The organism is Myxococcales bacterium, from assembly GCA_016703425.1.
Taxonomy (GTDB): domain Bacteria; phylum Myxococcota_A; class Polyangia; order Polyangiales; family Polyangiaceae; genus JADJCA01.
Genome location: JADJCA010000001.1, coordinates 1,144,216 through 1,170,522 on the forward strand (window position 1 = coordinate 1,144,216; position 26,307 = coordinate 1,170,522).

21 protein-coding genes, 1 tRNA gene and 1 pseudogene are annotated in these 26,307 nt (G+C 67.9%); 6 read left to right on the forward strand and 17 right to left on the reverse strand.

All coding sequences use genetic code 11. The features are described from left to right. The first annotated feature begins 74 nt into the window (after nucleotides 1-74). A complete protein-coding gene (locus IPG50_04965; protein MBK6691541.1) occupies nucleotides 75-2,210 on the forward strand; it encodes an SIS domain-containing protein in 2,136 nt (711 codons plus the stop codon). A 15-nt stretch (nucleotides 2,211-2,225) separates the two neighbouring features. On the opposite strand, the gene IPG50_04970 is transcribed toward IPG50_04965, so the two are convergent. Then, nucleotides 2,226-3,452, reverse strand: coding sequence for a VWA domain-containing protein (locus IPG50_04970; GenBank protein ID MBK6691542.1), 1,227 nt, complete (start codon nucleotides 3,450-3,452; stop codon nucleotides 2,226-2,228). Between the two features lie 144 nt (nucleotides 3,453-3,596). Beyond that, nucleotides 3,597-5,813 (reverse strand): hypothetical protein, encoded by a 2,217-nt coding sequence (locus tag IPG50_04975; protein ID MBK6691543.1) that lies wholly within the window; start codon nucleotides 5,811-5,813, stop codon nucleotides 3,597-3,599. 296 nt (nucleotides 5,814-6,109) lie between these two features. On the opposite strand from IPG50_04975, the gene IPG50_04980 reads away from it, so the two are divergent. Both IPG50_04980 and IPG50_04985 read left to right on the forward strand, forming a co-directional pair. Continuing rightward, on the forward strand, nucleotides 6,110-6,394 hold the full coding sequence (locus IPG50_04980; GenBank protein ID MBK6691544.1) for a hypothetical protein: 285 nt from the start codon (nucleotides 6,110-6,112) through the stop codon (nucleotides 6,392-6,394). A 207-nt stretch (nucleotides 6,395-6,601) separates the two neighbouring features. Continuing rightward, complete coding sequence (locus IPG50_04985; protein ID MBK6691545.1) at nucleotides 6,602-7,450, forward strand: hypothetical protein; 849 nt, start codon at nucleotides 6,602-6,604, stop codon at nucleotides 7,448-7,450. Here IPG50_04985 and IPG50_04990 read toward each other — a convergent pair whose 3' ends face one another. Beyond that, entirely contained in the window at nucleotides 7,451-9,184 is a 1,734-nt protein-coding gene (locus IPG50_04990) for a hypothetical protein (protein MBK6691546.1), read from the reverse strand. Between the two features lie 230 nt (nucleotides 9,185-9,414). On the opposite strand from IPG50_04990, the gene IPG50_04995 reads away from it, so the two are divergent. Continuing rightward, nucleotides 9,415-9,810, forward strand: coding sequence for a VOC family protein (locus IPG50_04995; GenBank protein ID MBK6691547.1), 396 nt, complete (start codon nucleotides 9,415-9,417; stop codon nucleotides 9,808-9,810). Here the strand turns inward: IPG50_04995 and IPG50_05000 are convergent. Next, a complete protein-coding gene (locus tag IPG50_05000) occupies nucleotides 9,807-10,385 on the reverse strand; it encodes a DUF1697 domain-containing protein (GenBank protein ID MBK6691548.1) in 579 nt (192 codons plus the stop codon). The two genes, IPG50_04995 and IPG50_05000, sit on opposite strands and share 4 nt — an antisense overlap. A gap of 184 nt (nucleotides 10,386-10,569) precedes the next feature. Here IPG50_05000 and IPG50_05005 point away from each other — a divergent pair, with 184 nt between their 5' ends. Then, nucleotides 10,570-12,045 (forward strand): PQQ-dependent sugar dehydrogenase, encoded by a 1,476-nt coding sequence (locus IPG50_05005; GenBank protein MBK6691549.1) that lies wholly within the window; start codon nucleotides 10,570-10,572, stop codon nucleotides 12,043-12,045. Here IPG50_05005 and IPG50_05010 read toward each other — a convergent pair. The 9 genes and pseudogenes from IPG50_05010 to IPG50_05050 form a co-directional block, all read right to left on the reverse strand. Continuing rightward, on the reverse strand, nucleotides 11,957-13,282 hold the full coding sequence (locus IPG50_05010) for a hypothetical protein (protein ID MBK6691550.1): 1,326 nt from the start codon (nucleotides 13,280-13,282) through the stop codon (nucleotides 11,957-11,959). The two genes, IPG50_05005 and IPG50_05010, sit on opposite strands and share 89 nt — an antisense overlap. Then, nucleotides 13,279-13,692 (reverse strand): hypothetical protein, encoded by a 414-nt coding sequence (locus IPG50_05015; protein ID MBK6691551.1) that lies wholly within the window; start codon nucleotides 13,690-13,692, stop codon nucleotides 13,279-13,281. Before IPG50_05015 ends, IPG50_05010 begins: the two co-directional genes overlap by 4 nt. 84 nt (nucleotides 13,693-13,776) lie before the next feature. Next, nucleotides 13,777-14,382, reverse strand: a complete 606-nt coding sequence (locus tag IPG50_05020) for a RecX family transcriptional regulator (protein MBK6691552.1) — start codon at nucleotides 14,380-14,382, stop codon at nucleotides 13,777-13,779. A gap of 98 nt (nucleotides 14,383-14,480) precedes the next feature. After that, nucleotides 14,481-14,993, reverse strand: coding sequence for a hypothetical protein (locus tag IPG50_05025; GenBank protein ID MBK6691553.1), 513 nt, complete (start codon nucleotides 14,991-14,993; stop codon nucleotides 14,481-14,483). A 7-nt stretch (nucleotides 14,994-15,000) separates the two neighbouring features. Beyond that, nucleotides 15,001-15,960: a trypsin-like serine protease gene (locus IPG50_05030; GenBank protein MBK6691554.1), complete on the reverse strand. Its 960-nt coding sequence runs from the start codon at nucleotides 15,958-15,960 to the stop codon at nucleotides 15,001-15,003. Between the two features lie 248 nt (nucleotides 15,961-16,208). Then, entirely contained in the window at nucleotides 16,209-16,466 is a 258-nt protein-coding gene (locus IPG50_05035) for a hypothetical protein (protein ID MBK6691555.1), read from the reverse strand. Between the two features lie 8 nt (nucleotides 16,467-16,474). Then, complete coding sequence (locus IPG50_05040) at nucleotides 16,475-17,899, reverse strand: hypothetical protein (protein ID MBK6691556.1); 1,425 nt, start codon at nucleotides 17,897-17,899, stop codon at nucleotides 16,475-16,477. 190 nt (nucleotides 17,900-18,089) lie between these two features. Further along, a complete protein-coding gene (locus IPG50_05045) occupies nucleotides 18,090-18,641 on the reverse strand; it encodes a hypothetical protein (protein ID MBK6691557.1) in 552 nt (183 codons plus the stop codon). A 3-nt stretch (nucleotides 18,642-18,644) separates the two neighbouring features. Further along, nucleotides 18,645-19,191: pseudogene (locus tag IPG50_05050) on the reverse strand (hypothetical protein). Nucleotides 19,192-19,257: 66 nt separating this feature from the next. On the opposite strand from IPG50_05050, the gene IPG50_05055 reads away from it, so the two are divergent. Then, complete coding sequence (locus IPG50_05055; protein ID MBK6691558.1) at nucleotides 19,258-20,049, forward strand: hypothetical protein; 792 nt, start codon at nucleotides 19,258-19,260, stop codon at nucleotides 20,047-20,049. Nucleotides 20,050-20,078: 29 nt separating this feature from the next. Here the strand turns inward: IPG50_05055 and IPG50_05060 are convergent, their stop codons facing one another. The 4 genes from IPG50_05060 to IPG50_05075 form a co-directional block, all read right to left on the reverse strand. Next, a complete protein-coding gene (locus IPG50_05060; protein MBK6691559.1) occupies nucleotides 20,079-21,869 on the reverse strand; it encodes a hypothetical protein in 1,791 nt (596 codons plus the stop codon). 110 nt (nucleotides 21,870-21,979) lie between these two features. Further along, nucleotides 21,980-24,895 carry a vanadium-dependent haloperoxidase gene (locus tag IPG50_05065; GenBank protein MBK6691560.1) on the reverse strand — a complete coding sequence of 972 codons (2,916 nt, stop codon included), beginning with the start codon at nucleotides 24,893-24,895 and terminating at the stop codon, nucleotides 21,980-21,982. Between the two features lie 126 nt (nucleotides 24,896-25,021). After that, nucleotides 25,022-25,093 (reverse strand) — tRNA-Val (locus tag IPG50_05070). An 87-nt stretch (nucleotides 25,094-25,180) separates the two neighbouring features. Then, on the reverse strand, nucleotides 25,181-26,305 hold the full coding sequence (locus tag IPG50_05075) for a hypothetical protein (GenBank protein ID MBK6691561.1): 1,125 nt from the start codon (nucleotides 26,303-26,305) through the stop codon (nucleotides 25,181-25,183). Nucleotides 26,306-26,307: the final 2 nt, after the last annotated feature.

Genomic DNA, 26,307 nt, shown 5'->3' on the forward strand with positions numbered 1-26,307 from the left:
GTCCGCCGACCGTGTGCGGCGTATTGGGCCTTGTTTGTCAGCATCAGCGCGATGACCTCGGCGAGGTCGCGGGCATGCTCCTCCGAACCCTCGAATACCGGGGGTACGACTCCACCGGTGCGGCCATCCAGAGCGACGACGGCACCGTCGTGCTCCGGAAGGGCGTCGGCGCGCCAACCAGGGTCGTCAAGGAGCTTGGCATCGTCGCGCTCCCGGGGCGCATCTTCTGTGGGCAAGTTCGCTGGGCGACCTTCGGCGCCGTCACCGCCGAAAACGCGCAGCCCCACGAGGTGCGCTGCAAGACGCACATCTACGGCGCCCACAACGGCAACGTCACCAACTGCGACGCGCTGAAGGCGTGGCTCGAGGCGGAAGGCCACAGCGTCCGCTCCGACAACGACGGAGAGATGGTGGTTCACTCGATCGAACACGAGTTCGCCATCGAGCTTGCGCACGTCGACGCGGCCGCTCCGGCGGCCCGCCGCGAGGCGATGCGACGGGCCATCGTCGCGGCCGCAGCGCGGCTTCACGGCTCCTACGCCGCCGTAGTCGTCGACCCGGTAACGGGAACGGCCTGGGCCATCAAGCAGGGCTCGAGCCTCTACTTCGGCGTCGGCGAAGACCCGCGCTCCGGGCGGTTTGGCCTCGCGTCCTCGGACCTGTCGTCGATCCTCAAGATGACCGAGACGCTCCTGCCCCTCAAAGAGGGAGAGTTCGTGGAGTGGGACGCCATGGACCACACGCTCTACGCGGTGGAGGGCGGCGCGCCCATCGCCCGCGCGACCACGCGGAGCAAGCTCCGCGCGGAGGACACGGCGCTCGACCCCCGCTACTCGACCTTCATGGAGCAGGAGATCGCCGCGCAGCCGCGGGCCGTGGCGACGATCCTCGAGCTGCTCGCCGGTGGGCGCGCGCCGCGTGTGCTGACGGACGAGGGCGAAGCGGCCGAATTCGCGGGGCTCGTCGAGCGCTTCGTCGATCTTGTGGCGAAGGCCGTCCAAAACCGCGGTCGCATCCTCGTGGTCTCGTGCGGAAGCTCGTACAACGCGGCGTGCACCGGCGCGCTCTTCTGGAACGAGCTGGCCAGGGTCGAACTGGTTCCGCTCTTGCCCGGGCAGTTCCGCGAACGCGTCTCGAACACGCTCTCGGCGCACGACCTCGTCATCACCATCAGCCAGAGCGGCGAAACGAAGGACCTCGTCGATATCCTCGATGACCTCATCGCCGGCGGCATTGGCGCCACGCGCATCTCGATCGTCAACAACGTCAATTCGACGATCGCCCAAGAGAAGAGCGACCTCGTGGTGCCGCTCCGCTGCGGGCCAGAGATCGCCGTTCCCGCCACCAAGAGCTTCACGGCGCAGCTCGCGCTCCTCCTGGGGCTCGCCCAACGCGTCGCCGAGCGCCGGGCGAAGACCGATCTCGCCGGTGACGCTGCGCTCGCTCGCCGCATCGCGTCGGCGGAGGCGGGGTTGGCTCGGCTTCCGGCGCTGCTGCAGGAGACAACGAGCGCCACCGCGGCCCACGTCGAGGAGGCCGCGCAGCTGCTCTTCTTGCGGCCGTCGCTGCACCTCTTGGCGACGCGACTCTCCGGACTCGCGCGCGAAGGGGCGCTCAAGATCCGAGAGGTGGTCCTCGACCACGCGGAGGGCTTCGAGGCGTCCGAGTTCAAGCACGGCCCCAACACGCTCCTGGGCTTCAACACGGTCTTTGGTCCCGACCAGATCGGCGCGCTGCTTGGCCACCTAGGCTCCATTGGAGCCGACCTGCAAAACGAGGCGCGCGCGTTCGCCGGCTCCGCGGGCGCGAAGTCAGCGTCCCACGCGCTCTTCGACGTTCTTCGCTGCGACTACCCGCTGCTCTACCTGACGGGTCCCGACCCACGGGATGTCGCCCTCACCATCTCGCAGCTCAACACGCACAAGATTCGCGGCGCCATGTCCATCGTGTTCGCCGAGGACGACGACTCGCTCAGGCGCTCCGCCGCCAAGGCTCCCGTCGACAACGCGGCGTATCGGTCGGTCTACGTGACCCTCCCCAAGACTGGCGACACACTGCTCACGGCGTTTACGTCGATCGTCGCTCTACAGCAGCTCGCCCTTCGAATGAGCGTCCTCAAGGCGGCTTACCTCGACAACCTCGGCATCGCCGACCACGGCGTGCACCCTGACGTCCCCAAGAACGTCAGCAAGTCGATCACCGTCGACTAGATCGTCGCGCGTTAACTACTCGGGGCACGCGCGCAGGAGGAGCTCTGCCGCGTCGACCGCGGTTGCGCACGACGTCCCATTGAAGATCACCTTGGTCGGCGCCGTGTCGTCATCGAACTCCCAACCGTCGGCACCGCCACGTGGCAGCTCGGTCACCTGACCGGCGGTGTCCTTCACCGAAACCTTCGAGCGCGCCGGATCGTAGCCGGTACCGGTGATCACCTGCTCGCAGCCGACCACGCTCGATCGCGCGCGGCGAACGGCTTTCGAGAACTCCAGCTTGAGCACCGCGGCCGTGGCACCCAACGGCGTGATCTGCATGTGACAGACGTCCGCCACGTTTGTAGCGCGCGGGTTGCATTGCGGCGAAGCTCGCGTGCCGCCAGCCACGGCGAGATCCCCCATGAAGCCAGGGTCGTAGGAGAAAGCGGTCCCGGGGAATGGGCCAACACCTGCGGAGAACGTCAAGATCGGTCCCGCCGGGGCCGTCAGCGCGAGCGCGTCCTTGGCTGCCGTCACGCATTGCGCCTGTTCTGCGGCGCCTCCGTTCGGCACCCCGTCGGAGATGAGCACGGCAGCCTTGCGAGCGCCCGCGAGGGCCCCCGCGGGCACGTAGTTCTTGAGGAGCGCGTGCGCTCCGCTCAGCGCGAGGAACGTCGGCGTGCCGCCGCTCGCCGCGGAGTCGGTCAAGCGTTTGGTGAGCGCTTGATGGACCTGCGCGGTGACCACGGCCGGATAGAGGTCCTTGACGCTCGGGTACGGGCCGATGCCGTTCGTTGGGTCGTTCTGATCCTCGTACACGATGAGGCCGACGGCGAGATCGGGAGCTGCGGCGGCCAGCACTTCGTCGAAGAACGCCGTCAGGCCCGCCACGGCGGCAGTCCACTTGTTGTCGGAGTCCATGCTGCCCGAGCCGTCGAGGACGATCTCCATCACGACAGGCTCCCGCTTCACGGCCACGTCGAACGCCAGCGTTCCGCAGCTCGCGAGTGGGTCGGGGGGCGCGCCGTCGGTCCCGATGCTGACGGCGTCGGGACCGATACCGGCCGCATCGCCGCTGGGCGGAAGACCGCCAGCGTCGCCGGTCTCATCCACGCACTGACTGGCCCGACACACGCGGGTGCCCTTGCAATCGGTGTCCTTGGTGCAGCCGGCCGTCGGCGAGCCGTCCATTAAGCTGGTGCCGCCGCAGTGAACGGCCGCCCACGCTAGCGCGAGGCCCGTCATCGCAATCTTTCGCATGATCCCCCAAGAATGGCTGTGGCGACGCATGCGTAGCACGGCGCGCCGGTCAGGCAGCACCGGCCCACAAGAAATCGACAACCACAAAATGCGACGAACGCGGCGGCCGAGGCCGTCGCGTTCGCTGCGTTCGGTCGAGTTAGGTCAGAGCGTCTTCAGGTACTCGATGAGATCCTGGCGCTCCACGTCGCTCAGGCGTCGGTACGTGCTCGGATCCTGCTCGCTTCCGAAGACGTGGCCGCGATTCTCGACGAGGTCGGGCGCCCCACCGAGTTCGAACATCTTCCAGGTGCGATCGTCGCCGACGTCGAGACGGTCAAGCTCGCTCGCGACGGTGATCGCGCCCATCTTGGCCTGGGTGACCTTGCTGCGCGGATCGGTGTGCGCGAACGAGTTGATCGGCGTGCCCTTCTTGATGTGAAGCGAGGGCAAGAAGATGTTGTACGCGGCGTCGGTGAGCTCGAGCTTGCTGTCGCGGTCCGTCAGCTTGACGACGTTCTGACGCGTCGCCGGGAAGAGGAGCTGCGTGACAGCGTCCTTGAAGGCGTCGAGTCGGCCGTTGAACGACGGGTCGCCGTTGTACTTTCCGAGCGAGTTGTTGTGCAAGAACGGCGCGGAAGTCCAGATGCTCGTGAGCGGCGGCGTGCGGTAGAAGCCGGTACCCGGACGGAAGGTGTGCTCCACGTCCTTGGCCGAAGAGGCGGCGCCGGCCTGACCGGCGTACGGGTTCTTGATGGTGATCTTCTGCGGGAAGTGCTGCTGGTTCTTGTACGTCGACGACGAGTACTCGGCCCAGATGTGACCTTCGGGGTTGGTGTCGTCGGGGCCGAGCGCGTTGGTGGCGACGGCGCGCGCGATGTTCGTGCCGAGATACCCGACCGGGTAGCGAACGTCGTCCGCGAGGTAGTTGTTCTCGAGGAACTTCGGATCGGGCTTGCCCGATGCGTCGACGACCTTCGAGAGGAAGAACTGGCCGATCTGCTCGTCGGTCATGGTCCAGCCACCGGTCGTCTGATCGAACGCCCCCTTGCCTTCCGGCTGGATGCTCGAGTGACAGGTCGCGCAGGCCTTGGCGAAGGCCTTGGCGCCGCTGGCGATCTTCGCCGGATCGCCGAGGTATTGCGCGGGGAGCTTGAACGGCTTGGACTGGGAGAGGAAGGCCGCCTGATCGGCCATCTTCTTGCGCATGCCCGGGAACTCGGGGCAATTCGCCTGCATCTCCGCGATGCTCAGCGGCGCCTGCGGCTTCTTGCCGAGCAGGGCGTCGTGGCGCGGGAGCCATTGCTCCGAGCACATGCCGATGTTCGTGTGGACGCGCATCATCGCGAGCTCGATCCCCACCGAGTCGGCGCCGTCTTTCAGGACGTGGTGCACGGTCGCCGTCGAGCCGTCGTTCTGAACCTCGGAGAACGTCGCGCGTCCGCCGAGGTTGAAGATGGCGTTGATGGTGTTGGGGTTGTTGATGTGGTCCGTGGCGATGCGGGACGTGTCGGACGTTCCGCGCTGCTGCGAGAGCATCACCTGGCTGCGGAGGTCGTCTTCGGCGATGTTGATGCCGAAGAACGCGCCCTCATGGATGTATTGGTTGCCGATGTGCGCGTCGAGGTTCTCCCACTTGGGGGCCTTCGGATCGGCGGGCGGGTTGTTCGGGTTGTGCGAGACGTGGCACGAGCCACACGTCGCACCGATGAGGTACGGCGGCTCGATGGTCCGGTCCTCGATGTAGCCCGCGAGCCCGCCCTTGTCCTTCCAGACCTGCGCGTTGAAGTTCGGGTTTCGCATCTTGCGGATGCCGACGACGCCGGCAGACATCGGGTCGTGGGGGCACACGTCGAGCTTTAGGCCGTATTGGTCGACATCGCCTTCGCGGCAACCCGGCTCGTTCATGACGCCGATGGCGCCCCAGCGCTGGTCGCGCGACATGGTCTTGAACTTGTTGGCCTTCTTCGAGCTCTCGTACTTGCGCGGGTTGGTGTCCATCGTGAGGAGGATGTCGAAGACGCCCTCCGTCTTGATGGTGAGCGCGCGGTAGAGGCGCTCGGTGCCGGCCGTGTCCTGAATCCAGGTGCAGCGGCCGCGCATGATGCTCTCGTATTTCGCCGGGTTCTCGGTCTTCATCCGGTCGAGGGCCGCGGCGTCGAGCCCGTTCGGGAGGAGCGCGTTCTTCGGAAGAACGGCGTACTTGCCGTTGTCCGGATAGAGCGGCGCCTTGTGGAACTCGTCCTGGCAAGACACGAACTCGATGCCACCAAGCTCATCCTCGGTCGTTTCCTCCTCGGCGGTCGAACAGGCGACGAAGCCCGATGCGGTCAGGGCGAGGAGAAGAATGGTCGATGCACTCGAGGAGCGGCTAATCTTCATTATGGTTGGCTCGGTGGTTACGGGTTGCGAGTTACGAGCGAGACTTGGAGAGCTTGTCTCGACGGGCGCGAGCACACGACAACCAGCCCCCGCCAAGGTGGCCCAGTAGGACACGACGATCGGGCATCGGCAAGTCGTTCGCGGCGAATTTTTCAATGATAAGGCCCTCCAGAGGACTTTCGCCACATTGCCAAGTCGTTGTCCTCGTCGCGGCTTCCGCGTTGTCTGGGGCGTGTTTCGAGAAGACGGACCCGTGCCCCGAACGAACCGCCTTCGAGGCCGAGGTCTGGCGCCCGGTGATCGTGCCCCTCTGCGTGGGGTGCCACATCCCAGAGGGCGTCGCGGGCCGTTCCAATCTGCTCTTCGACGACTCCGGTTCCACGGGCGCTCTACAGACCAACTTCTCGATATTCCAACGGTACGCAGACCCCGAACTGGCACAGGGCGGCGTTTCGCTCTTCCTCCTTAAGGCGCGTGGGCTCCTCACGCACGGGCTCCGCGTCGTCCCTGGCGACGCGGACGACCAGACGATGGAGCGGGCGTTGGCTCGATTCAAAGACGTGCGCTGCCCCCCCGAGTGATGCCGAGATCGCAGACCGACGGACGGCCCTAACGGAGACTGGGCCCGAGGCGTGAGCATTCACGTGGCCCCGAAAATCCGTCGCCTCGCGCGCCCATCCATGGATCATGGACCGCCCATCGGCCGTTCAGGGGGGCTGAAACTGCGGTGGTTCCCCGTCGGGCCCCTGGGCACACATTGTGCTCCAGGGTCCGCACGAGGCCTAACGATGAAATCACTCCGCACCATCTTCGCCGCGTCTACTGCCACCTTCGCCCTCGCCGGTCTGTCGGCGCTCGTCGCCTGTGGGGGCCAAGGCTCCTCCGATGAGGAGAGCGCGGGCGCCCTTGAAGCGTCAGCCACTCATCCGGTCGGCATTGCGGCGTGCGCAGCGCCCGACATGCCCACGAGCCTCGACGGGTTCAAGAAGCTCGAAGCGTGCAGCCTTCTTTCGCTCTTCGAGAGCGAGCGAGCTCACGCGCTCATTCGAGAGTTTGGAATGCCCGACGGGCCCTACGACGGCGTTCCGCTCTGCCGCAAAGAGGTCATGCGCAACATCAGCAGCAAGGAGCTACCGCGCGGGGTGCGCGAGGTCGGTGGCGCCGAGGCTCTCTTCGATGCGCTCAAGCTCTCCGACACCGCCAACAACGGCATCGCCAAGGCGATCTGGCACGGCAAGCTCTTCACCCGCACGGCGGGAGCTGCCATGGGCGACGTGCTCAACTACATCGACGTTACGGAGAAAGACATCAACGCCGACACCAAGCGCTCGGCCGAGGCCAAGTACTTCCACGACAAGGACCGGAACTTCATCGTGCTCGACTACAAAGCCGCCGAGACGGGCCTCTCGTCGTTGATCAAGCTCGACGAGAAGATCATTCGGCAGGTCTACGACACGGCGCGACTGGTCGATAAGGAGCGCGGGATCTACCTCGGCATGGCCTACCTCGTCGACAAGCCGGGCGAATTCACGCCGGAGGCGCGCGATGCCGACGGCAACAAGAGCTTCGCCCCGAGCTGCTTCTTCGCGCTCCAAAAGAAGGCGACGCCCATCGCCGCTGGCGACGACAAGAAGTAATCACGCGCCGCGTCCTGGCCTGCGGCGGCGCCAAAGCCCCGCGAGCCCAAGAACGAGCCCCTCGAACCAAGGGGCTCGTCTTGCGTGGTGTGACGTGGGCACCGAACAAGCGCAGGCTCCACCGTTAGGGGCAGCGTCGACGGCCACGCCACCATCCGCGGGCGCGCTCGGCTGCGGCACCGTGCTCGTGCTCGCCGGCGGCGACGGCGCTGGTGGAGGCGTGACGCACGAGCCTTGCTCGCAGGAGGAGCCCGCGGCGCACACGCCGCATGAGCCGCCACATCCGTCGTCGCCACATTGTTGCCCGACGCAGAGCGGCGCCGCCGGGCTGCCGGACGGAACACCGTCGAGCAGCGTCCGCGTGAGGCCGACGCCGATGGACGCGCCGGAGCAGAACTCGCCGACCGCGGTGGGGCCTTCGATGAAGGGACCGTACGGTGTGGTGGCGTTCGGCGCATAGCGGAACGCCGGGAGCTCCTCGAAGGCTCGGAAGTAACACGGGCCCATCTGCAGTCCCCCCGCTTGAAGGGCCCGGGGATCGTAGCCGCGCGATTGAAGGAGCTGCGCCGCTGCCTTCACTTGTCGCTCCCCTCGCCCGGTCATGCCCACGAGATCGGCGTACTTGTCGCCGCCGCCGGGCGTCGTGCCCATGTCCATCCATTGTCCCCAGCCTTCGAAGACGGCCAGGTAGAGCTGAAACGCGGCGTCGGCGCCGTCGGTGGTCCCGGAGAGTTCGCCGATGCGCGCGAACGGCTGCTGCAAGAAGAAGAAGCGGGCCTGTTGCGTCGACCCGAGCGGGATGAGGCCACCGCCCCGCATGCGCCAATAGATACCTCCGAGCCAGAAGGCTACGAAGAGGCGCTCTTCGCGCGTGAGCGACGGGAAAGGCAGTGGGCCCTTCCGCGTGCGGCCTCGCGCCGCGAGGCAGCGCTCCTCGCTTGTTCGGGCAGAGACACCGTCGGCCTCGACCTTCGCGAGGCGAGCGCGCGCGCCGGCGAGCTCCGTCGTGAGTGTCGCGAGCTTCGCCTTCGCGCTCGCGAGCGCCGCTCCGTCGAAACAGGCGCTCTTCTGGTCGAACGAGAGGCTGGCCGAGGTGTAGCGCCCCTCGGCTTCATCGATGCGCTGAAGGAGGCGCGCCGCACGAATCTTGAGGAGGACGGTACGCAGCGTGTCGACGAACTGAGGCGCGACGAGGCCCGTCGGCAACGGGTGATGGCTCAGCGCCTCGCCGCAAAGACCGACGAGACCTTCGAGGGAGCTCGTGCTCGCGAGGTCCACGGCCGCGGGCTTCGCCCCCAGGACGAAGCGCTCCGGCTCGGCGACCTCCCGGCAAGCCTCCCGGTCAAGGAGCGCCTCCCGGACGTTTGCGAGCGCATCGCTGCAGCTCGCGGGCGCGCCCGAGGCGACGTTCAAGGATAAGGCGAAGGCCGCGTGCGCCGCGCAACCCGTGCCGTCGGGCCAAGGCATCGCCGACGGGCCAGCCGCCGACGCCGATGTCATGAGCCGGTCAACGTCGGGCCACATCCAAAGCGTCACGGCAGCCGATTGATGCGGCGCAAGCGTGCTCGTATCGAGCAGCGGTAGTCGAGCGTTGCCGGCCGCGATCTCTGTCTTCAGTCCCGCCGGGTCGACGCCCACGTTGACGTCGAACTCGAAGGGCCATCGCGGTTGCGCCACGGCCGACGAACACCAGAGCGACACGGCGACGGCGACGAGTGGCTTCGGTCTCAGCATGGGCGAGGTCGAGCAGCCTTTGCGCCAAAGCCAAGGCCATCGCGCAGCGGCCGTCTCGGTGGCGAAGCGCGCCGTGATCGCAGAGCCGTTGCGGAGACAACACCCCTGCTCTCACCGGGCAGTGGGCGCTTGATGCTCCGCCTCGCCTCGCGGACCTGGGCCACGGGTGCCTCACGGCCTGCTTGCCGGCGAGCGCGGCGAACGGCGAATTTGCGATAGCCTCGATGGCCGTGAAGGTTCACTTCATCCTCTACGTCCGCGACCAGGAAGCGAGCACACGGTTCTATCGCCAGGCGCTCGAACGTGAGCCAACGCTCGTCGCCCCCGGCATGACGGAGTTCACGCTGGGCGACGCCGTCCTTGGTCTCATGCCCGAGTCGGGCGCGAAGCGACTCTTGGGAGCGGCGCTCGACTTCCCTACCCCTGACGCGACGTCGACGTCCAGGCCGGCGCGCGCCGAGCTCTACCTCATCGTCTCCGAACCGGCCGAGTTCCACCGGCGCGCGCTCGCCGCCGGCGCACGGGAGCTCAGCGAGCTCTTGCCGCGCGACTGGGGGCACGACGCGGCCTACAGCGCCGATCCCGACGGCCACGTGCTCGCCTTCGCGCGCGTGCGCCCGGCCTAGCCGTCGCGAGTGACCAACGCCGCGAGCTTCTGAACGGTGTTCCAATTCCGAATCGTCGACGTCGTCCCCAAGGTGCGTTCGAAGTAGTCGTTCGTCAGCTTGGTCTTGCCAGCGCCAGCGGCCAGACACAGGAAGAGCTCTCGCCCCTTGAGCGCGAAGACGTCGCCCGGTGAGCGAGCCGGGTCGAGGCGCGCAATGTTCGCGGCGCTGGGGGCGGCGGCGAGGAACGCGACGTAGAGCGCCTTTGCCTCCGAGCTCGGCGGCGCACAAGCGTGGCGCTTCGCCACCGCAGCAAACTCTCGCGCGGTCCGCACGACGACGGGCACGGTGAGGCCGAGCTCCTCGTGGATGAGCGACGCGACCCGGTGGTGAAGCGCCTCGGCCGTCGGTGGCGGCGCCGACAGCACGACGTTGCCACTCTGAATGTACGTCACCACGTTGGTGGCGCCGGCGCGCTCGCACAACCGCGACAGGTCGCGCATCGCGAGCTTGTTGCTCCCCCCCACGTTGATGCCGCGGAGCAAGAGCACGTAGCGCCCCTTCGCTTCGCCTTTGGTCGATGCATCCTTCGCCATGACGACACGTTACTCGCAACCAAGCAGCGGAGCCGCGCTTCGAACGGCCGCAAATTCGCGCCATTTTGGAAGACTTTGACGAAGACGCACGGAGACGCGGCGGACCGCGGGCCCAAATCGAAACCAGGCCCTTTGCGCCGGACCGGCGCGGTCGTGGGCGCTAAGGTCCACCTTCGAGGTACCCATGAAGCTCCGCGCCGCCCTTTCGATTGGTACGTCCGTCACGCTCGCGCTGTTGGGTGCGTGCGCCGAAGACGAAGCGCTCGGTCCCGAGGGCGGGAATTCCCCGGTCGGCGAGTCGACCTCCGACGGCTCTGTCTCGTCGTCGGAGGGCGGGAGCGGCAGCACCGATGGAGGTAGCGACCTCGATGGCACCGTCTCGCCCGATGCGACGGCCGATGCGACGGCCGGTGCCGACGCGCTCGCTGACGCCAAGACCGACGCGAAGGCTGACGCGAAGCTCGACGCCAAGGTCGACGCTCCCGTCGCGGATGCCGGCTGCACGCCGCCGGTCATTCCCGCACTCAGGATCCTCGACGTGTCTTCGCAGACCTTCGGCAGCACGTATTTCGCGGCGCAGGCCCCGGGCTCACCGAACGACTGGTACCTCGTCGAACAAAACGGGATGGTCCGCATCGTGCGCAACGGAACGCCGCTGGCGACACCGTTTCTCGACCTCGGGGCGGCCATGGGCAACGGCTTCGGCGAGCGGGGCCTGCTCTCCATCGCGTTTCACCCGAGCTACGCCAACAACGGCCGCTTCTTCGTGATGGGCACGCCCGCGACGTCGTCCAATGGCAGCTTCGCGCCGGAGAACGCCGACGCCGTCGTTGAGTTCGCGCGCGATCCAGGCAACGCGGACGTCGCGCTGCCGACGAAAGTTCAAGACATCGTGGTCTTGCCGGCGTCGGACACGAACCACAACGGCGGCGCTATCGCCTTTGGGCCCGGCGGGTTTCTCTTTGTCGCGACGGGCGACGGCGGCGGCGGCTGCGAGAGCGACCAATCGGGGGCCGTCCAGAACACGTCGTCGCTCTTCGGCAAGATGCTTCGCCTCGACGTCAACGCATCGGCGCCGTTTGCCGCCGCCGGCAATCCCTTCGCGGCGGGCGGCGACGCGCGCGTCTACCACTACGGTCTTCGCAACCCATTCCGATGGAACTTCGACGGCAACGATCTGTACATCGGTGACGTCGGTCAAAACGCCTACGAAGAGATCTCGGTTGTTTTGGGCAACGGCGCGGGGAAGAACTTCGGCTGGCCGGCCTTCGAGGGGTCGGTTGGCGGGACCTGCGCGGGCAAGACGCTCGGCGGCCCGGCTCCCCACACGCCGCCCATCGTGACGGTTGACCGCCGAGGCGGCAGCACCAGCCCGTTCGCCGACTACAACTCCGTCATCGGCGGCCGCGTGTACCGGGGTACGGCGATGCCCACGCTCGCGGGCGTCTACTTCTTCGCGGACTTCACCGGGGGCGCCATGGGCGCGGTGAGAAACTGCAGCGGGACCTTCTCCGCACCGGCGGTCATCCAGCTCTCTCAGGTGCCGACGCCGACGGGAACGCTCGCGACCATCAGCTCCTTCGCGCAGGGGCTCGATGGCGAGTTGTATGTAACCTACAACTCCGGCACGACGCGCCTCGGGCGGCTGGCGCTCCAATAGGCGCGGCTTTAGGGCTTCGGGGCGAAGTTGACGCTGAGGAAGATGCTGACGCCGTCCTGCGCGTAGGGAAAACGATGAGCACTTCTGGATCGTTGTAACGAAGCTGCGCACGCGCCTTGAGTTCCTTGGACTCGACGCCCATCTCGAGGGTCGCCGCGGCCTTCTTTCCTCCGCCGACGCCGTACATCCAGAATGCCGGAAGCGTTGTCATGCCCGCGGTAGCGCCGACGTAGGTGGATGCGTCGCTCTCTTCGGCGAAGCGGTACTTGGCGCCGAGGCGCGCCTCTTGAATCTCGGGCACCGGCTCGATGCGGTAGGCAACGCGGACGTCAAAGTGTTCGAAGATGTCGAGCTGCTCGACATGCGCTGACGTAACGGGGATCGCGAAGTCCTTGTTGAGCGGCGCCGTCGTGGGAACGTTGTAGACGAGACGTCGCCCGAAGAGGTTCGTCTTGCCAATGATCTTCGCAAGCTTCTCGGAGCCGAAGTAGTCAAACTCTCGTAGGCCGCCCTTGAGATACGCGAGTTCGGCAAAACGCTCGCTGAGCAGCGAGCTGATGAACGTGTCGAGCTTCGGGCTCGAGATGTCGGCGAAGGCGCCCTGGGTCGCGGCGTAACCGGCAAAGCCGGCGATGTACTCGCTGCGTGAATAGAGGCCGATGACAGCGTCGGCGCCGGTTCCCGGCATGACAGCACCGGCGACGGATTCGTAGGCGTTCTTGCCAAAGAAGCGGACCGGCCCAAAGGCGTAGCCGAGCACCGGGAGAAACGGGAGCATGACGTCGCGCACGTCGATGCCCGAGGGAGACGAATAAACAGCCGTGAAGGCGGACGTGTAGAACCCGCCAAAATGCGGGGTGAATGGGAACATGAGCGACAGGTTCCCAGCGGACACATTGACGTGGTGGAGCTGGTAGCCGGTGGGGCAGAGATCGGGCGTCGAGATGCCGCACGTGCCGATGCCGCGGGTCACGTCACGGATGAGGTTGAGCTCGAAGGCGAACACCCCGCCGACAGGATCTTTGCGGTTGAGCGTCGGCAGGATGTGTCGCTCGAAAGCCGCGATGGCACCAAAGGCGTTCGCGTTGGTCTCGCCGGCTTTGATCGCGACGTTGTAGCGCGGCAGGCCGGCCACGAGGGCGCGATCGCCGTCGCTCCCGATGCCTTCCGCGCGCGCCAAGCCCTCGCCCGCGACGAGGGCGAGGAGGCAAGCCGCTGCAAGCGCGAGGCGCTTCACGGCGACCTCCCGTCGAGGCCTGCGTCGCTCAGGTTCCCGGCGCCTTCGAAGACGCGTCGACAAGACGCCGGTGTCCAGCGCTCAGGACTTCGCGGTGCGGCGGCTACGGCGCCGCAGGAGACCGCGAGGGTCTCGCGGGGACAGCTGAAGTCGAGGCCCTCGCCGGGCTTGGGTTGGAGCCGGTCGGCGGGTGCCTCCGACGCGATGCACGGCCGCGCTCGAAGGCTGTCGTGGGCGGCGTTGGAGTCGTCGATGTTGCCGGTGCACTCGTAAACGCGACTCGCCGCGGCGATGGCGGCTTCGTCGCACACGTCCTCGCGCGTGATGTCATGGCCATCACAGGAGGCGATGCCCGCCACGAGGACGAGCGTGCCCAACAGCGGAAGCGTCCAACGTTTGATGCGCGGCACTTGACCCGACCGCCTCCGCCTTGGCAAGCCCTTCGTCGCCGAACGGCATCAACATGCGAGCGCGTGCGCCTCCTGGGCAGCGCGCTAGTCGAACTCGCCGCGCCCCTCGAGGAGCTCTAGGGCGCGCTCGCGCGGCATCCGGAGCGCGCGCGCCGCCGTTTCGAAGTCGAAGCCCGCACGAGCCAGCGAAGCGAGCTCCTTCTGACCAGTCTCCTGCGGCGAGCGCCCCTTGCGATCCTCGCCTTCGCGACGAAACGGACCGAGCCGTTTCTTCCGCGCGAGCACGAGCGCCGCCCGAAGTTCGTCCCCTGCGTCGCGCCGCACGGTGTCACGAGCTGTTGCACCGTCGATGCCGTGAGCCCCGAGGTGTTGCTCGATGGCCCGACGCGAGCGACCGGCCCGAGAAAGGCGCTTGGTGCGCGCGCTGGCGAAGGCCGCGTCATCGACGAGCTTGACCTCCACGAAGCGGTCGACGATGGCGGGGATTGCTTCGCGGGCACGCTCCATCGAGGCCTTCACCGTGGCCTCCTCAAGCGATGCGCGGATGGCGCGTCGGCCCCACGCGTCGACGGCCCGTGTGAGAACCACCGTGAGGTCGCGCTTCGTGAGCGCGCGCCGAGCGAGCGCCGCGAGCGCCTTCTCGCGGAGGACCTCGACGGTCAGGGGCAAAAGAGGCGCCGGTTTGCGCATGCGGTGGCGCAGTGTAGCTCCGCCCTTCGTTCGCGCCGCCCGAAACGAGACCGGGGCCTCCCCTCTCTCAAGGACGCGCAACCGCTCTCGCCGGGCGGTCAGGAGTCGTTCGACCGGGCCATGGACACGACGCGCGTACGCATCGTCGGCGCGAACCTCCGCGCGAGGCTCATGATCTCCGACCTGAGCTCGCGCCCGAGCGGCGCCAGCGAGAACTGTCCGCCCGGGAGCCTTCGGTAGTGAGCCACGTCGAGCGGCTTGCCGGGCGCCGTCACGTCGAGATCCGGCGTCCACGCCACGACGCCCTCGGGGCCGTGCACGACGGCCGAGACGAGGAGCGCCTCACCGTCCCCGAACTTTCGGACGCCGATCACGTCGTAGGCGACGTCACGCCTGGCGTCCGCGTCGAAGGTGGCGAGCGCGTGGAGCGAACCGCCAGTCACGAGGTGTGCGTCGTTGGTGAGGCCGAGCGTGTGGTGCAGCTTCTTCGAGATGGCCCCCAACACCGTCGGCGCCTCGCTGTAGCTGAACAGCGCCGCCGTGTCGGCGCCGGTCGCTCCACGCGTGTGAAATCGGAACGAATCGATGGCGACACCCGAGAAAGACCTCATGAAGCGCCTATCGCGTACCGCAACGCCCGCGGCTTTGTTTCGCGCGCGACAGGGTGCGGCGAAGAAAGTCGGCGTGAATGTCGACGCGAGTCACGAGGCCGAAGTTGGGACGACCGGCGCCGTCCCACGTGCCCGCGCTCACGACGCCGAGGACCCGGCCGTGGTGACCGAAGTGGCGCTGCTCGAAGACCGCGGAGCCCGAGTCGCCGCCGGCGACAGCCGCCCCGATCACGAAGTACGACGAGGGCGCCGTGAACACGTTGCTCGGCGGCGACGAGAAGTCAACGACGTCGCAACCGGGACCGCTCTCGCCAGAGGCACATACGAAGGGCACGTGCTCGAGGACGCGGCGGCGAAAGTCGCCGCTGTCGAAGGTCGACTCCCAGGTCTCGAGATCGAGGGCCTCGGCCACGCCGCCGCGCCCCACGATCGCAAGCTCCGCCGGCGGCCGCGCGACGAGGTCACGGTCGAGCGCGATCCCGACCGGCGCCGCTTCGGACCGGGGCACGCGCTCTTGGAGCACGAGCAGCGCCAGATCGTCGCGACAGAGCGCCGTGCCGGGAACGACGATCTCCTGAACCGCGTACCACTTGGGCGTCCCGACGGCCCCCGATTCGCTGGTGGTGATTTGGACGGGCTCCGGCGAGAGGCGCGCGGCGGTGAAGGTCGACCCGCACCAGGTGTCACCGTAGGCGATCTCGTAGAGGCAGTGCTGCGCGGTCAAGACGACGTTTGGGGCGACGAGCGTGCCGGTGCACCGCGATGCCGCACAATGGCCCGTGTCGGTAAGGCCACCGCCGCAAACACCTACGGAGAACTTGTGGCTCGTGTCGATGGGGGCGCCGAGCAGCTCACTCTGCACCGACTCCAGCTCGAGGGAGGCCGAGTCGAGGGACGCGCCGTCGGGAGAGCTGCACGCAGGCAGCGCGAAGAGGGCGGCGGCGAAAAAAGCGCGGGGTCGACTCATGGTGCGGACCTTCTTTCCTAGGACTGCCACGAATCGGGCGCGTCCAAGGCGGATGGGTAACCCTTCGAGCGGCGCAGCGCTGACGAGCGCGGCGCGTACCCGAGGCGCGGGCTATGGGCCCGCCGCTCCGTTATTGCTCGGGGCGAGACCTTCTGATCACGTCAAGAAAACACCATCGTTTTTATCCCGACGAGGCTGCGCGAAAGGCGGGCGCAGTGCGTCGACCCCCGCGAACGTGCGTCGTGCGACTAGCCAGCGCCGTGGACGTCGGCCTGAGCCTCATCGGCGCGCGCCACGTTTACGCCTTCGAAGGCGCTACGCGAGGTGTCGGATGAGTCAACGGCGCAGCCGCCCACGAGAGTCGCCAGCGAAAGCGAGACCAGCGACCCCAAGACGCCGCGACGCGACATCGTGACCGCCGTCGTCGTGGCCATCGCCGGAGACCCCGGCACGGAGCCTCGTCCCGCGGGGGCCTTCGGGAGCATGAGCGAGCGGCGCGCGGGCATCCTGGGTCTCAATTGGGCACGTCCATCATGGTCCGCGACTCCTCGAGCCACCGCGAGCCTTCGTAGCGGAAGGTGATGCAGCGCGAGTGTCCGGCCGCTGGGTTGGTGAACGGCGCGAGGCGAAAAGCCGGGGCCCAATCGATGGTGCCCAGCGCGGCGCCGGTCGCGTTGACGATTCGAAACGTGAGTCGTTGCCACTGGGTCGGCCGCACCGGCGCGGCGATGGTGAAGTCGGCACCCGTTGCGACGTAAACGTAGCGATGGTCGGCGACGCTCGCGTCGGTCGCGACGACCGCGGCTCCTGTCACAGTGGTGCTGGCGTCCTTCGCCGCGGTGGCCCCCAAGAAGCGCACCACACCGTTCGCGTCGTGGTGCGTCGCGCCGATGAACTGCTCGACGCCGCCCCCCGTGTTTCCCCTCAAGACCCCCGTGTAGAGAGCCTCGATGTGTTCGATGTCGTACCCCACGAGATTCGTGAAGTAGCTCGCGCTGCCGAGCTTGAAGGCCGTTCGATTCTGCCCGCCGGCGGTCCCCACGATACGCGCGCCGATCACGTTGGCGCCTTGCATTGTCCCACCGGAAAAATCGAAGGCCGCGCTGTTGCTGGCGACCTCGTACGTACCGCCCATGATGTTCACGGCGCGATTGATGCCCGAGACCGCGACGCCCGTCCCGACGAGCTCCATGTAAGCCGTCAGGTTGCACCCGCGCGCGGCGGCGAGCTGGAGGCCCGTCCCGAGGTAGCTGAAGTCACCGAAGACCTGGTTGCCGGAGCCGCTCACGACCATGCCGACCTGCCCCTTGTCGGGGCCGCGGCCGGAGCAGCGGACGCGCCACTGGTTGATGTTGACGTTGTCTTGGCCGCACAGAATGCAGGCGGCGTTGGCCGTGTCGTTGGTCGCCCAGACCCAGGCGAAGTTGTTGTTGAAGCACACATCAACGTCGACCGACGCCACGCTGAAGGCTCCCGACACGACGATCCTGATCTCGCTGTTCACGAGCCAACGAGCGTAGAGGCCTGCTCGGTATCGATCGGTCCCCGCCTGCAGCGACAATGTTCCGACAATCGTCAGGCCGCTCGTCGAGTCCCGCTCCGTACCCTCGATGCTGATCATCGCCGCATCCACGGTCGACGTGCCCGAGAAGACCACGTAGCCGAGGCAGACAATCGTGACGTTGTCGCAACCGACCAGGTTAAGCGTTCGGATGTTGTAGTTGCCGGCAGGAATCTCCACACAGACTTCCCGACCGGATTGGGCTCTGGCGGCGTCGAAGGCTCGCTGGAGGGCGGCGGTTTGATCGGTGCCGTCACCGCCGACGGCGTTGTAGGGCGCATGAGCCACGTTGATGACGTGCTTGTTAACGCGCGCGTCGACGTCGTTGAGCCATGCGCTGGTGATGACCGTACCGGGGGAGAAGCTGGTCTTCGACACGGTTCGCGGCGCTGCACGCGATGCGCCAACGGCTAAAGGCCCGGACTACCGTACGGGCGCTGCCCGGAGACGCGGCGGCGCGGCGACATGACTGTCGCCAGGAAGCCACCCTGGATCGGGTCGACCTCTGCGGCTCGGCGTCGGTACACCCGCGGGAGACGACGGATGGCGCGGGCCTGCGACCGGCAGCTCACCAGCGGTAGAGGCCGACGATTTCCGCGCCGACGCCGTAGGCCCCCGCGTAGCGCGCGCAGTGCTCGCGTACCGTCAACGTGGCCTGACTCCCGTCGCCCACGAACGCCGAGAGGTCCTGGTAGTGGTAGGGCTTCGGGGCGTCGTCCCACGCAAAGATCACGGGGTACGGGCGGACCATGGGATCGGCTTCGAACTCGAAGACGATACCTTTCTTGTTGTCCGCGGCCGCGTGAGCGAACGACGTCACGTGGCGCACGGAGAGCCGCGGCGCGCCCAGGTCGGAGAAGAGCACGAGGTGCGTGGCGATGGTAAGCACCGTGGTGTCGGTCGCCGCGCCACCGGAGTACGTGATGAACGACTGCGTGTACGGGACCGGCGGCATCCATGGGCCGCACGTTGCCGGCGTGCTACCGGTGCAGGTCCGTCGGCGCCACTGCAACGTCGCGTCGGCGAGCTTCGCGTACGGCGAGCCGCCCAGCGTGGCGAGCGCAGCCGCCGGAGAGAGGGGCGCGCCTGTGCAACTCGCTGGGTCGAACGGATCAGTCACCACCGTCCCTGCATCGCCGGCCGTCCCTGCATCGCCGGCCGTCCCTGCATCGCTGGCCGTCCCTGCATCGCCAGCCGTCCCTGCATCGCCAGCCGTCCCTGCATCGCCGGCCGTCCCTGCATCGCCAGCCGTCCCTGCATCGCCGGCCGTCCCTGCATCGCTGGCCGTCCTGCATCGCCGGCCGTCCCTGCTCGCGCCCCGCATCGCCAGCCGTCCCTGCATCGCCGGCCGTCCCTGCATCGCCGGCCGTCCCTGCATCGCCACTCGAAGGCGCATCCGGAAGGGCTAACTTCGACGCATCGGGCGCATCGGTGCCAAGACCGCCGTCAGGGGCATCGTTTGGCGCGCCGCCACAGGCGAGTGGCGAAGCGGCGACCCCCCAGAGCCCAACTGCCAGGCACAGCACGAACGTCCGAGACTTCACCTCAAGAGCTACGCGGGCACCCTGCGAGCCCTTCCCGTTTTCCTTCCCCTTGAAATTCCCGGATCTGCGGCGGGCGTTTTGCGATGCCTCGCGGTTCTGACTGGCCGGCGAGAGGCGGAGTGCTATCCAGCTCCTTCGCTTTCACCCACACACAACCACCTCCGTCCACACACCGATTCGTCGAGGTTTTCCATGAAGCTGGTCGCCAAGCTCTCGCTGCTCATCGTCGGGTCCGCCCTCATCGGTTGCGCCGGCGCGCCGAACTCGGACAGCACCGCCGAATCTGAGGAGGCCCTCACGCGGGCCCAGTGCAGGGGCTCGGCAGACGCTCGGTGTCGCATCGCAGGCACCGTTGAGAAGATGGTGGTGGGAGAGTTCGACCCTTACGAGGTCGGCGACGCGTGCGTCACTTTCGTGCGCGTTGGCAACAAGCGTTACGGGCTGGTCCGCGACATGGAGAGCTGCCCCGACTCGGAGCGCTACGAGCAGGGAGACATCGCGGTCACCTTCTCGAAGGGTGACATCACGCCAGTAGGTCGGCGAAAGGCCGATGTGCTCAAGGAGTACGAGAGCGGCGTCACCTACTACACGTTCGATGGCGAGCTAACCGAGACCTCCGCCGGTGTCGATCCGCTGACCGAGTTCAATCGTCTCGGTCAGGAAGAGAAACTCGCGTTCATGTTCGAACGCACGCAGGGCGGCACGTGGGCGACGGTCCGAGCCGGATTTTCCCGCAAGCCCGTGCGGCTCGTCGACGAACTGACGGGCGAAGTCCTTCGCCGGGCGCTTGATGCTTACCGACCCTTGGCGAGCCATTCGTACGCGAACGGCGGCTCCCAGCCGGAGGTCTACGCGGTCGAGAAGCGCGGCGTGCGCTTCGGCTACGCCATCGAGGCCTCCGGCCGCTCCTATGGCAACTGGGGCTCGATCGCGATCTTCGATCACCAGTTCCAAGAGCTCGGCGAGTTCGGCTACGCGGACTGAGCTCGCGGGCGCCGGCGTTTGCCGTCCCTTCAGTTTCCCACGGTGCAAGCGGGCGTGGTGGAGCCGGTGTCGAGCGGGGCGTCGTACGAGGCGCCGTTGCCCGCCGGTTGAAACGTGATGTCTGCATAGCTCGCGGGGCTGTAACACTCTTTCGGAAAGCCCGAGGTCTTCGCGATGGCCGTCTGCGCGGGTGGGCAGGACGACCACGCGTTGCCGCGCGCCGTGATCGAGGCGCTCTTCGGGCTCGCCAAGTAGCAGATGCCCGCCTTCGCGTTGTTGCCAGGCACCGCACGAGCGAAAACATTGCCGCCTAGGTCGCCTGCTTCGCCGAAGTTGGGTTCGCCGAGGCTCAAGCTTCCCGGTTGACCCACGACCAAGACGCCGACGGTGTTGCCGAGGAAGCGCCCCTCGCGAACGAAATACGTGCCGGTGCCGTCGAGGAAGAGGCCCGCGCCGCCAACCTCCGCGCCCGGCGAGGTGGCGTTGCCTTCGGCCACGATCTTGCCGAGCTTCACCGCCTGGTGCGTCTTAAGGCGCAGCCCGTCGACGGCGTTCCGTGAGGCGGAAACATCGTCGAACGCGAGCGCCGGTCCGATCCCCGAGGCTCCGACGGGATAGGCGAGGACGCCGCTCCAACCGTTGTCATCGAAGGCGCTGTTGCTCGCGGTCAACGACAGCGTCGCGCCGCCGTTCGCGCCGAGGCCCAGTCCGCCGTTCTTCGAGGCGGTCAGCTTGGTGAACGTGCAGGCGCCAGCGCCGCTTAGCGATACGCCGTGGTTGCCGTTTTCGGAAGCCGTCGCTTCCGTGACCTCGGTGGTGCCACCCGCCAAGCCCGCAATCTCGAGGCCGTTGCCCGAGTTCTTGTCGATGTGGGTGTCGGGGCCGGCGATCGTCGCGGCGCCATCGATGCGCACACCGGTGCCGTTCTCGCGAGCGACGAGCCCCGGACCGAGCGTGCCCTTGTTCTGCACCCAGACGCCCGACTGAGGCGCCTTCCACGCCAAGACCTTGCGCACGATAGGCGGCGCCAGAGCTGTCACCGTGAGGGCAGCGAGCACGACGCCGTGCTGCGCCGAGCTGGCCGTCGGATCGACGGTGACGCCCTCGAGGACCGACGCGTTGGGCACGAGGACGACACCGCCGTGCGCCGTGGCACCAATGGACCGAAGAACGACGACGCTCGGGTCGGCCGGCGCTCCGCCCCATTGCGTCGTGAGCGTCGTCCGCTGCGGGAGCGTGACGCCGTTCGGCTCTTGGTATTGCGTCCCCGGCGCCTCACCCCAGACGTGAATCGTCAGCGTCTGGCCGACGCCCGGTGGCGTCGTCTGATTGACGGCGTCCGTGATCTGGCGGAAGGGGCACACCTCCGACCCATTGGCGACAGCCGGATTGGCCGTGGAGTCGACGTAGACGTGGCGATTGGTGCCCGTGGGCGCCGGCGGGCAGGCGTCGGCATCGGTCACCACGGCGCCGTCGCGTCCCGTGTCGCGTGGAGGCCGCGCATCGGTGCCGCCATCGACCACACTCGCGCCGTCGGCCCCGCCATCGCCTAGCACCGTCGCGTCGACCACGCCGGCATCCATCGCGGTCGAGTCGGCCAGGGCCGCGTCCGTGGACGCCGCGTCGGTAACCACCGCACCGTCGCTCGTCGTGACAGTCGCGTCGGAGCTGCTCGCGCCGTCGGTCGCGGCGGCGGCGTCGTCGGCAGGCGCGATGACCGCGTCGGCGCCGGAGCCGCCGCACGCCGCGGCGGGAGCCACCGCGCCAACGAGGAGCGCGACAAGGACGGCGGAACGACGCGGGCGGAGCGTGACTCTCATGCCCGGAAGAGTACGGCGGCGGTTAGCAAAGGACGAGCCTTCGCGGATGAGCCGCTCGCTAGGCGCGTTCGGTCGCGTCGACGGATCGCTCGTCAACGCGACGGGCCACGCTAGCGCGCCGAGCCGTCGAAATGCTTCTTCGCGAGCGCCGTGGCGCCCTTGCCCACGAGGCTTCCCAGGACGCGCCCTTGGTAGTCGTCGGGCACGATGTGGATGCCACCCCAGATGCGTGACTGCCCCGCTTGGTCGGCGGCGTCGTAATACGTGGCCCACTGAAGCTTGATGGGCACGGTGGGGCCCTTCTCGAAGCTCAGGAAGCCAGGCGAAATCGTGTATTCGCCAAGCCCCCCGGGAAAGAAGGCGCTACCCGTCAGCGCCGCCAGAACCTCGGCGGCGCTGCGGCTGTAAGTGCTGTGGCCGGAAATGAAGCCGGGAAAGGGCGGCGTGACGAAGTTGCGCCGCTGATAGGGGAACCACTCGACGGCGCGGATCCATCCGACGCCGCCCAGCTCACCGGCCCGATCGCCCGGCTCACTTCGCCAGGAGCGAACGGCGATTTGTCCCACGTACAAGTGCAAGTGTTCGTGCCGTTGCCCCGCTGCCGAGCTCTCTCGGGTGATGACCTCGATGAGGCCCGGCACGAGCGGCAGGCCGTCGGTGCTAAAGGCCGGCGACGCAAGATCCGTCGCTTGCCCTTTGCCCCCCATGTATCGGACGTAGGTCGTGGGTCGCCCCGCCTGGTAGCGACGCTTGATGTCCCACGCCGTACACGCCGCGTCGTGGAGCGCGCCGTTCAAGGCGAGATAGATCTTCACGTCCCACTCGAATGCGTCGAGCGTGGAGCCGGCGCCCTCGAACTTGCGTGAGAAGCCGGGGGCGTCGGCCACGTAGTTGGCGAGCGTGTTCCAGTGGCCCGGGGGCGTCTCAGACTTCGGACCATCGGCCCAAAACTCGGCGAGCGATCGACCGAAGTCGGCGAGCAAGACGACGTTGGCCGCATAGGGCAGGCCCGTCACCGGGTTGGTGGCGTGACCTGTTCCATCATCGGCACCGAGCCCGTTGTTGCCAAACGCGCCCGGTGAGATGTCGACGGTCTTGCCCGAGCCGGGATCGAGCTCCGACGCACGGGTCAGGACATCCTTGACCCAGTCGCGCATCGACGCGCCCATCTTCGGCATGGGGCCCGGATCGTGCCACGGGTCGCTCGCGTTGACCTTCTTGAGCGCGAAGGGCGTGACGAGTCCCCACTGCGAGCCGATATAGGTCTGCACACCGGCCGGAAGGACGATGCCGTTCTGCGTGGCCGCAACGGCAAGGTTGAGGGGCTGCCAAAGCTCCGGGTTCGTGGCCAGCGGCGTGCCGATCTGGTCCATGACGAGGGCCGGATTCAGGGCCACGTAGCCAGGGTCGGCGTAGTTGGCACCTTCGTTGGCCCCGTCGTTTGCGGCCGACGCGAGGATGGCGGCGGCGATGCGATTGCCCACGGCGCTCGGCGTCGTGCCCACCGTGGTGGTGACGGCGGGATCGTAGCCGAGGCGCTTGAGCACCGCGTCGTAGCAAGCCAGCGAAATGGCGCCGCCGACGGCGGCCGCATAACGCTTCGACAAGATGCGGTATGCGGCGTAGCTCACGGCCTCTCGGCGCGCCGCTTCCGTATCGGCCGACGTGTTCTTCTCCGTGACGAAGACGCCGTCGGCGGTCGCGTCGTAGCTGGCCCAGGCGTCCCACATGGCCGCCGACATGTGAAAGAGGTTGCGCGCGTGGACGGGCGGTCGAGGCAAGTCACGCCGAATCGAGGCGAGGATCTGCTCGTCCCATTGGCGAGCCACCGACTTGTCTTGCGCGGCGGCCACCGTGGCCGGCGGACACGTGACCGACGCGGGGGCGTCGCCACTGCCGCCGTCGGTGACCGGCAATGCCGGCGCGTAGCTCGCGACGGGCGCACCGAAGGTCAAAATGGCGCCCTTGTCGAGCGATGGCGAAAGCACGTTCCCACCGACGGACCAAAGCCGGCCCGTCTCGTCAACCCATGCAGAATGCAACGACTGCACGCCGAGCGACTGTCCGTGTTCGAGCAGGCTCCATCGATCGCCTTGCCGCCCGTAGACGAGACCCCGCTCACCGCTGGCATAGCCGAGGCCCTTGCCCATGAGAAACACGCCCTGGATGAGCGGCGCGCCAACCGGTGATGCGTCGCCAAGGCCGCCTGCCGCGCCGTTCTGCTCGAGGATGACGCCGTTGCTGCCGCCACCGACGGTGGCGACGAGGCCGTCGCTCGCGCCGTGGATCGTGAAGAGGGTCTCCTTGGTGGCCGTGGGCACCACCTTGAAGCCGGCCGCTGCGTTGCCCCGGAGCACGGCGCCCGCGCCACCAACGACCCAGACGTCTTGCGCCGAGCTCCCCCACACTTTGAAGAGCCCGGGCACCTCGCCGTTGGCAAGACGTGGCATGTCGTCGGGGAGGCGAACGGGCTTCCAGGCGGCGCCGTCGAAGTGCCACAAGAACCCGCTGTGGCCGGACCAGCCGCCGACGGCGTAAGCGTCTTGCGCGCTGGCGGCCCAGACGCCGAAGACCGTGTCCTTGCCCAGGCCGGGCGTCTTCATCCGCTCGAAGACGCCGTCCTTCACCCGCAAGACCATCCCCCCGGCGCCGGCCATGAAGACCGGCCCGCCCGGCAAGGCGTGCACCCACCACAGGTCCGCGTGTTGCCCCGAGTTCAGCGAGGCCCAGGCCTTGCCGTCGTAGTGCAGAACGAGCGGCCCCGTCGGCGACTTGTCGGCGCCGACGGCCCAGACGTCGGTGCTCGAGGTGCCCGACACGCTGAGGAGCGCCTCGGGAAGCTCCTTGGCGACCGTTTGCCATCCCGGGGTCGCAGGCGGATCGGGCGGCGTGCTCGGGACCGTGGACGGCGCCGGAGGCGCCGGTGTGGCGGAAATGGACTCGTCGCAAGCTCCGAGGGTGGACAGGGCGAGAACGAGACCGAGAAGCGCTCCGGGCACCGCTGAGCCTTGCGTCGACTTGTGCATGGCGGCGCTCTAGACCTCGCGCGGCGCGGCGGCAAGCTGCGCCCGGCCGCCCCAATGGCGCGCGCCGTCGACGACGGCTCTCTTCTTCAGTGTTCTATCGGCACCGATGGGGCAGAGAGACTTTAGTAGGCGGGACAGGGATTGAACCTGCGACATCCGGCTTGTAAGGCCAGCGCTCTGCCACTGAGCTACCCGCCCAGGACGCCTTCGCGCCTCGGCTCACGTCAAGCTCTCACCGTCGCACGCGTCGGTCAAGCGAGCCCTGCTAGGACCCGCCGGCGCTTGCTACGCGCACCGCATCGCGCCAAGGGTGAAGGTGCACGTGAGCCCTGCCCGGCAATCCGCTTGCTCCACGCAGCGGCCGAGGCTGCCGACGGTCCCCGGCGCGACGCAGACGTTGTTGCCATCGATGGTTCGACACGCAACGGCGCCGGGACAAGGGTCGACGGTGCAATCGGTTGGCGTGCACGTCCGCGTGAGCCCGAAGCATGTGTCGGGAAACTTGCAGTACTTGGCCAGAGGAGCGCTGCAAGCCTGGCCCGTACCAACGGCCGTCACGGCGTCGCATTGCCAGACGCGTCCGTCGGCCGGCGACGCGGCGTAACGACACAGCTCATTGGCGGCGCAGTCGGAGCTCTCGTCAGCGTTGGGACCCTCCAGTGACCGGGCCCCCGGCGCGTTGGGCCGACAAACCCGAACGCACGTCGCGGGCCCCGCGCCCGACGGGCCCAGCGAGCAACTCCGGCCGGCCGCGCATACGTTGAGCGCCCCAAGCGAGCCGCACGAAGCGCCTTCCGCGGCGAGCGGGGCGAGCGCGCAGAAGCCCCCGCCCCCGACGCGCGCGACGCACGTGCCTGCGCTGCACTTGTCGTTGCATGGGTCGCAGGCTTCGGCGCAGCGCCCGAAGCGACCGACGTATTCACCCGTGCTCGTGTCGAGCTCGAGGGACGAGTACGCGCAGGCTCCAGCGCCGCAGCCAAGGATGCCCCCGCAGGCAGAACCGCCGCCGTCGAGCGACGGCGCGCCGCCATCCGCGACAGGCGAGCAGATAGCCCCTTGCTTCGCAACACAAGCACCCGTCGCTTGGGAGCACACGGTGGATGCGGCACAGCCGGAGCTGCCCACGCAAGGGCCCGCGGGCGCGGCGTCTGCGGCATCGGGGAGCGTCGCGTCGGGAATCGTCGTCGCGTCGCCCTGAGGCGTGGCGTCCACCGACGAGGAGACCTCGCTCGTCGAGGCGCCATCGGTGGACGTCGCGGCGTCGCCCAAAGGGCTCCCACTCCCGTCGGCTTCAGAACCGGAGACGCCGGGGGCGTCGCCGTCATCGCCTCCGCACGACACCGCCACGACGGCGAGCACGGAAGCGAGTCCCGCCCCAAAGGCGCGGGGTCCAATGCGACCTGCCAGCATGG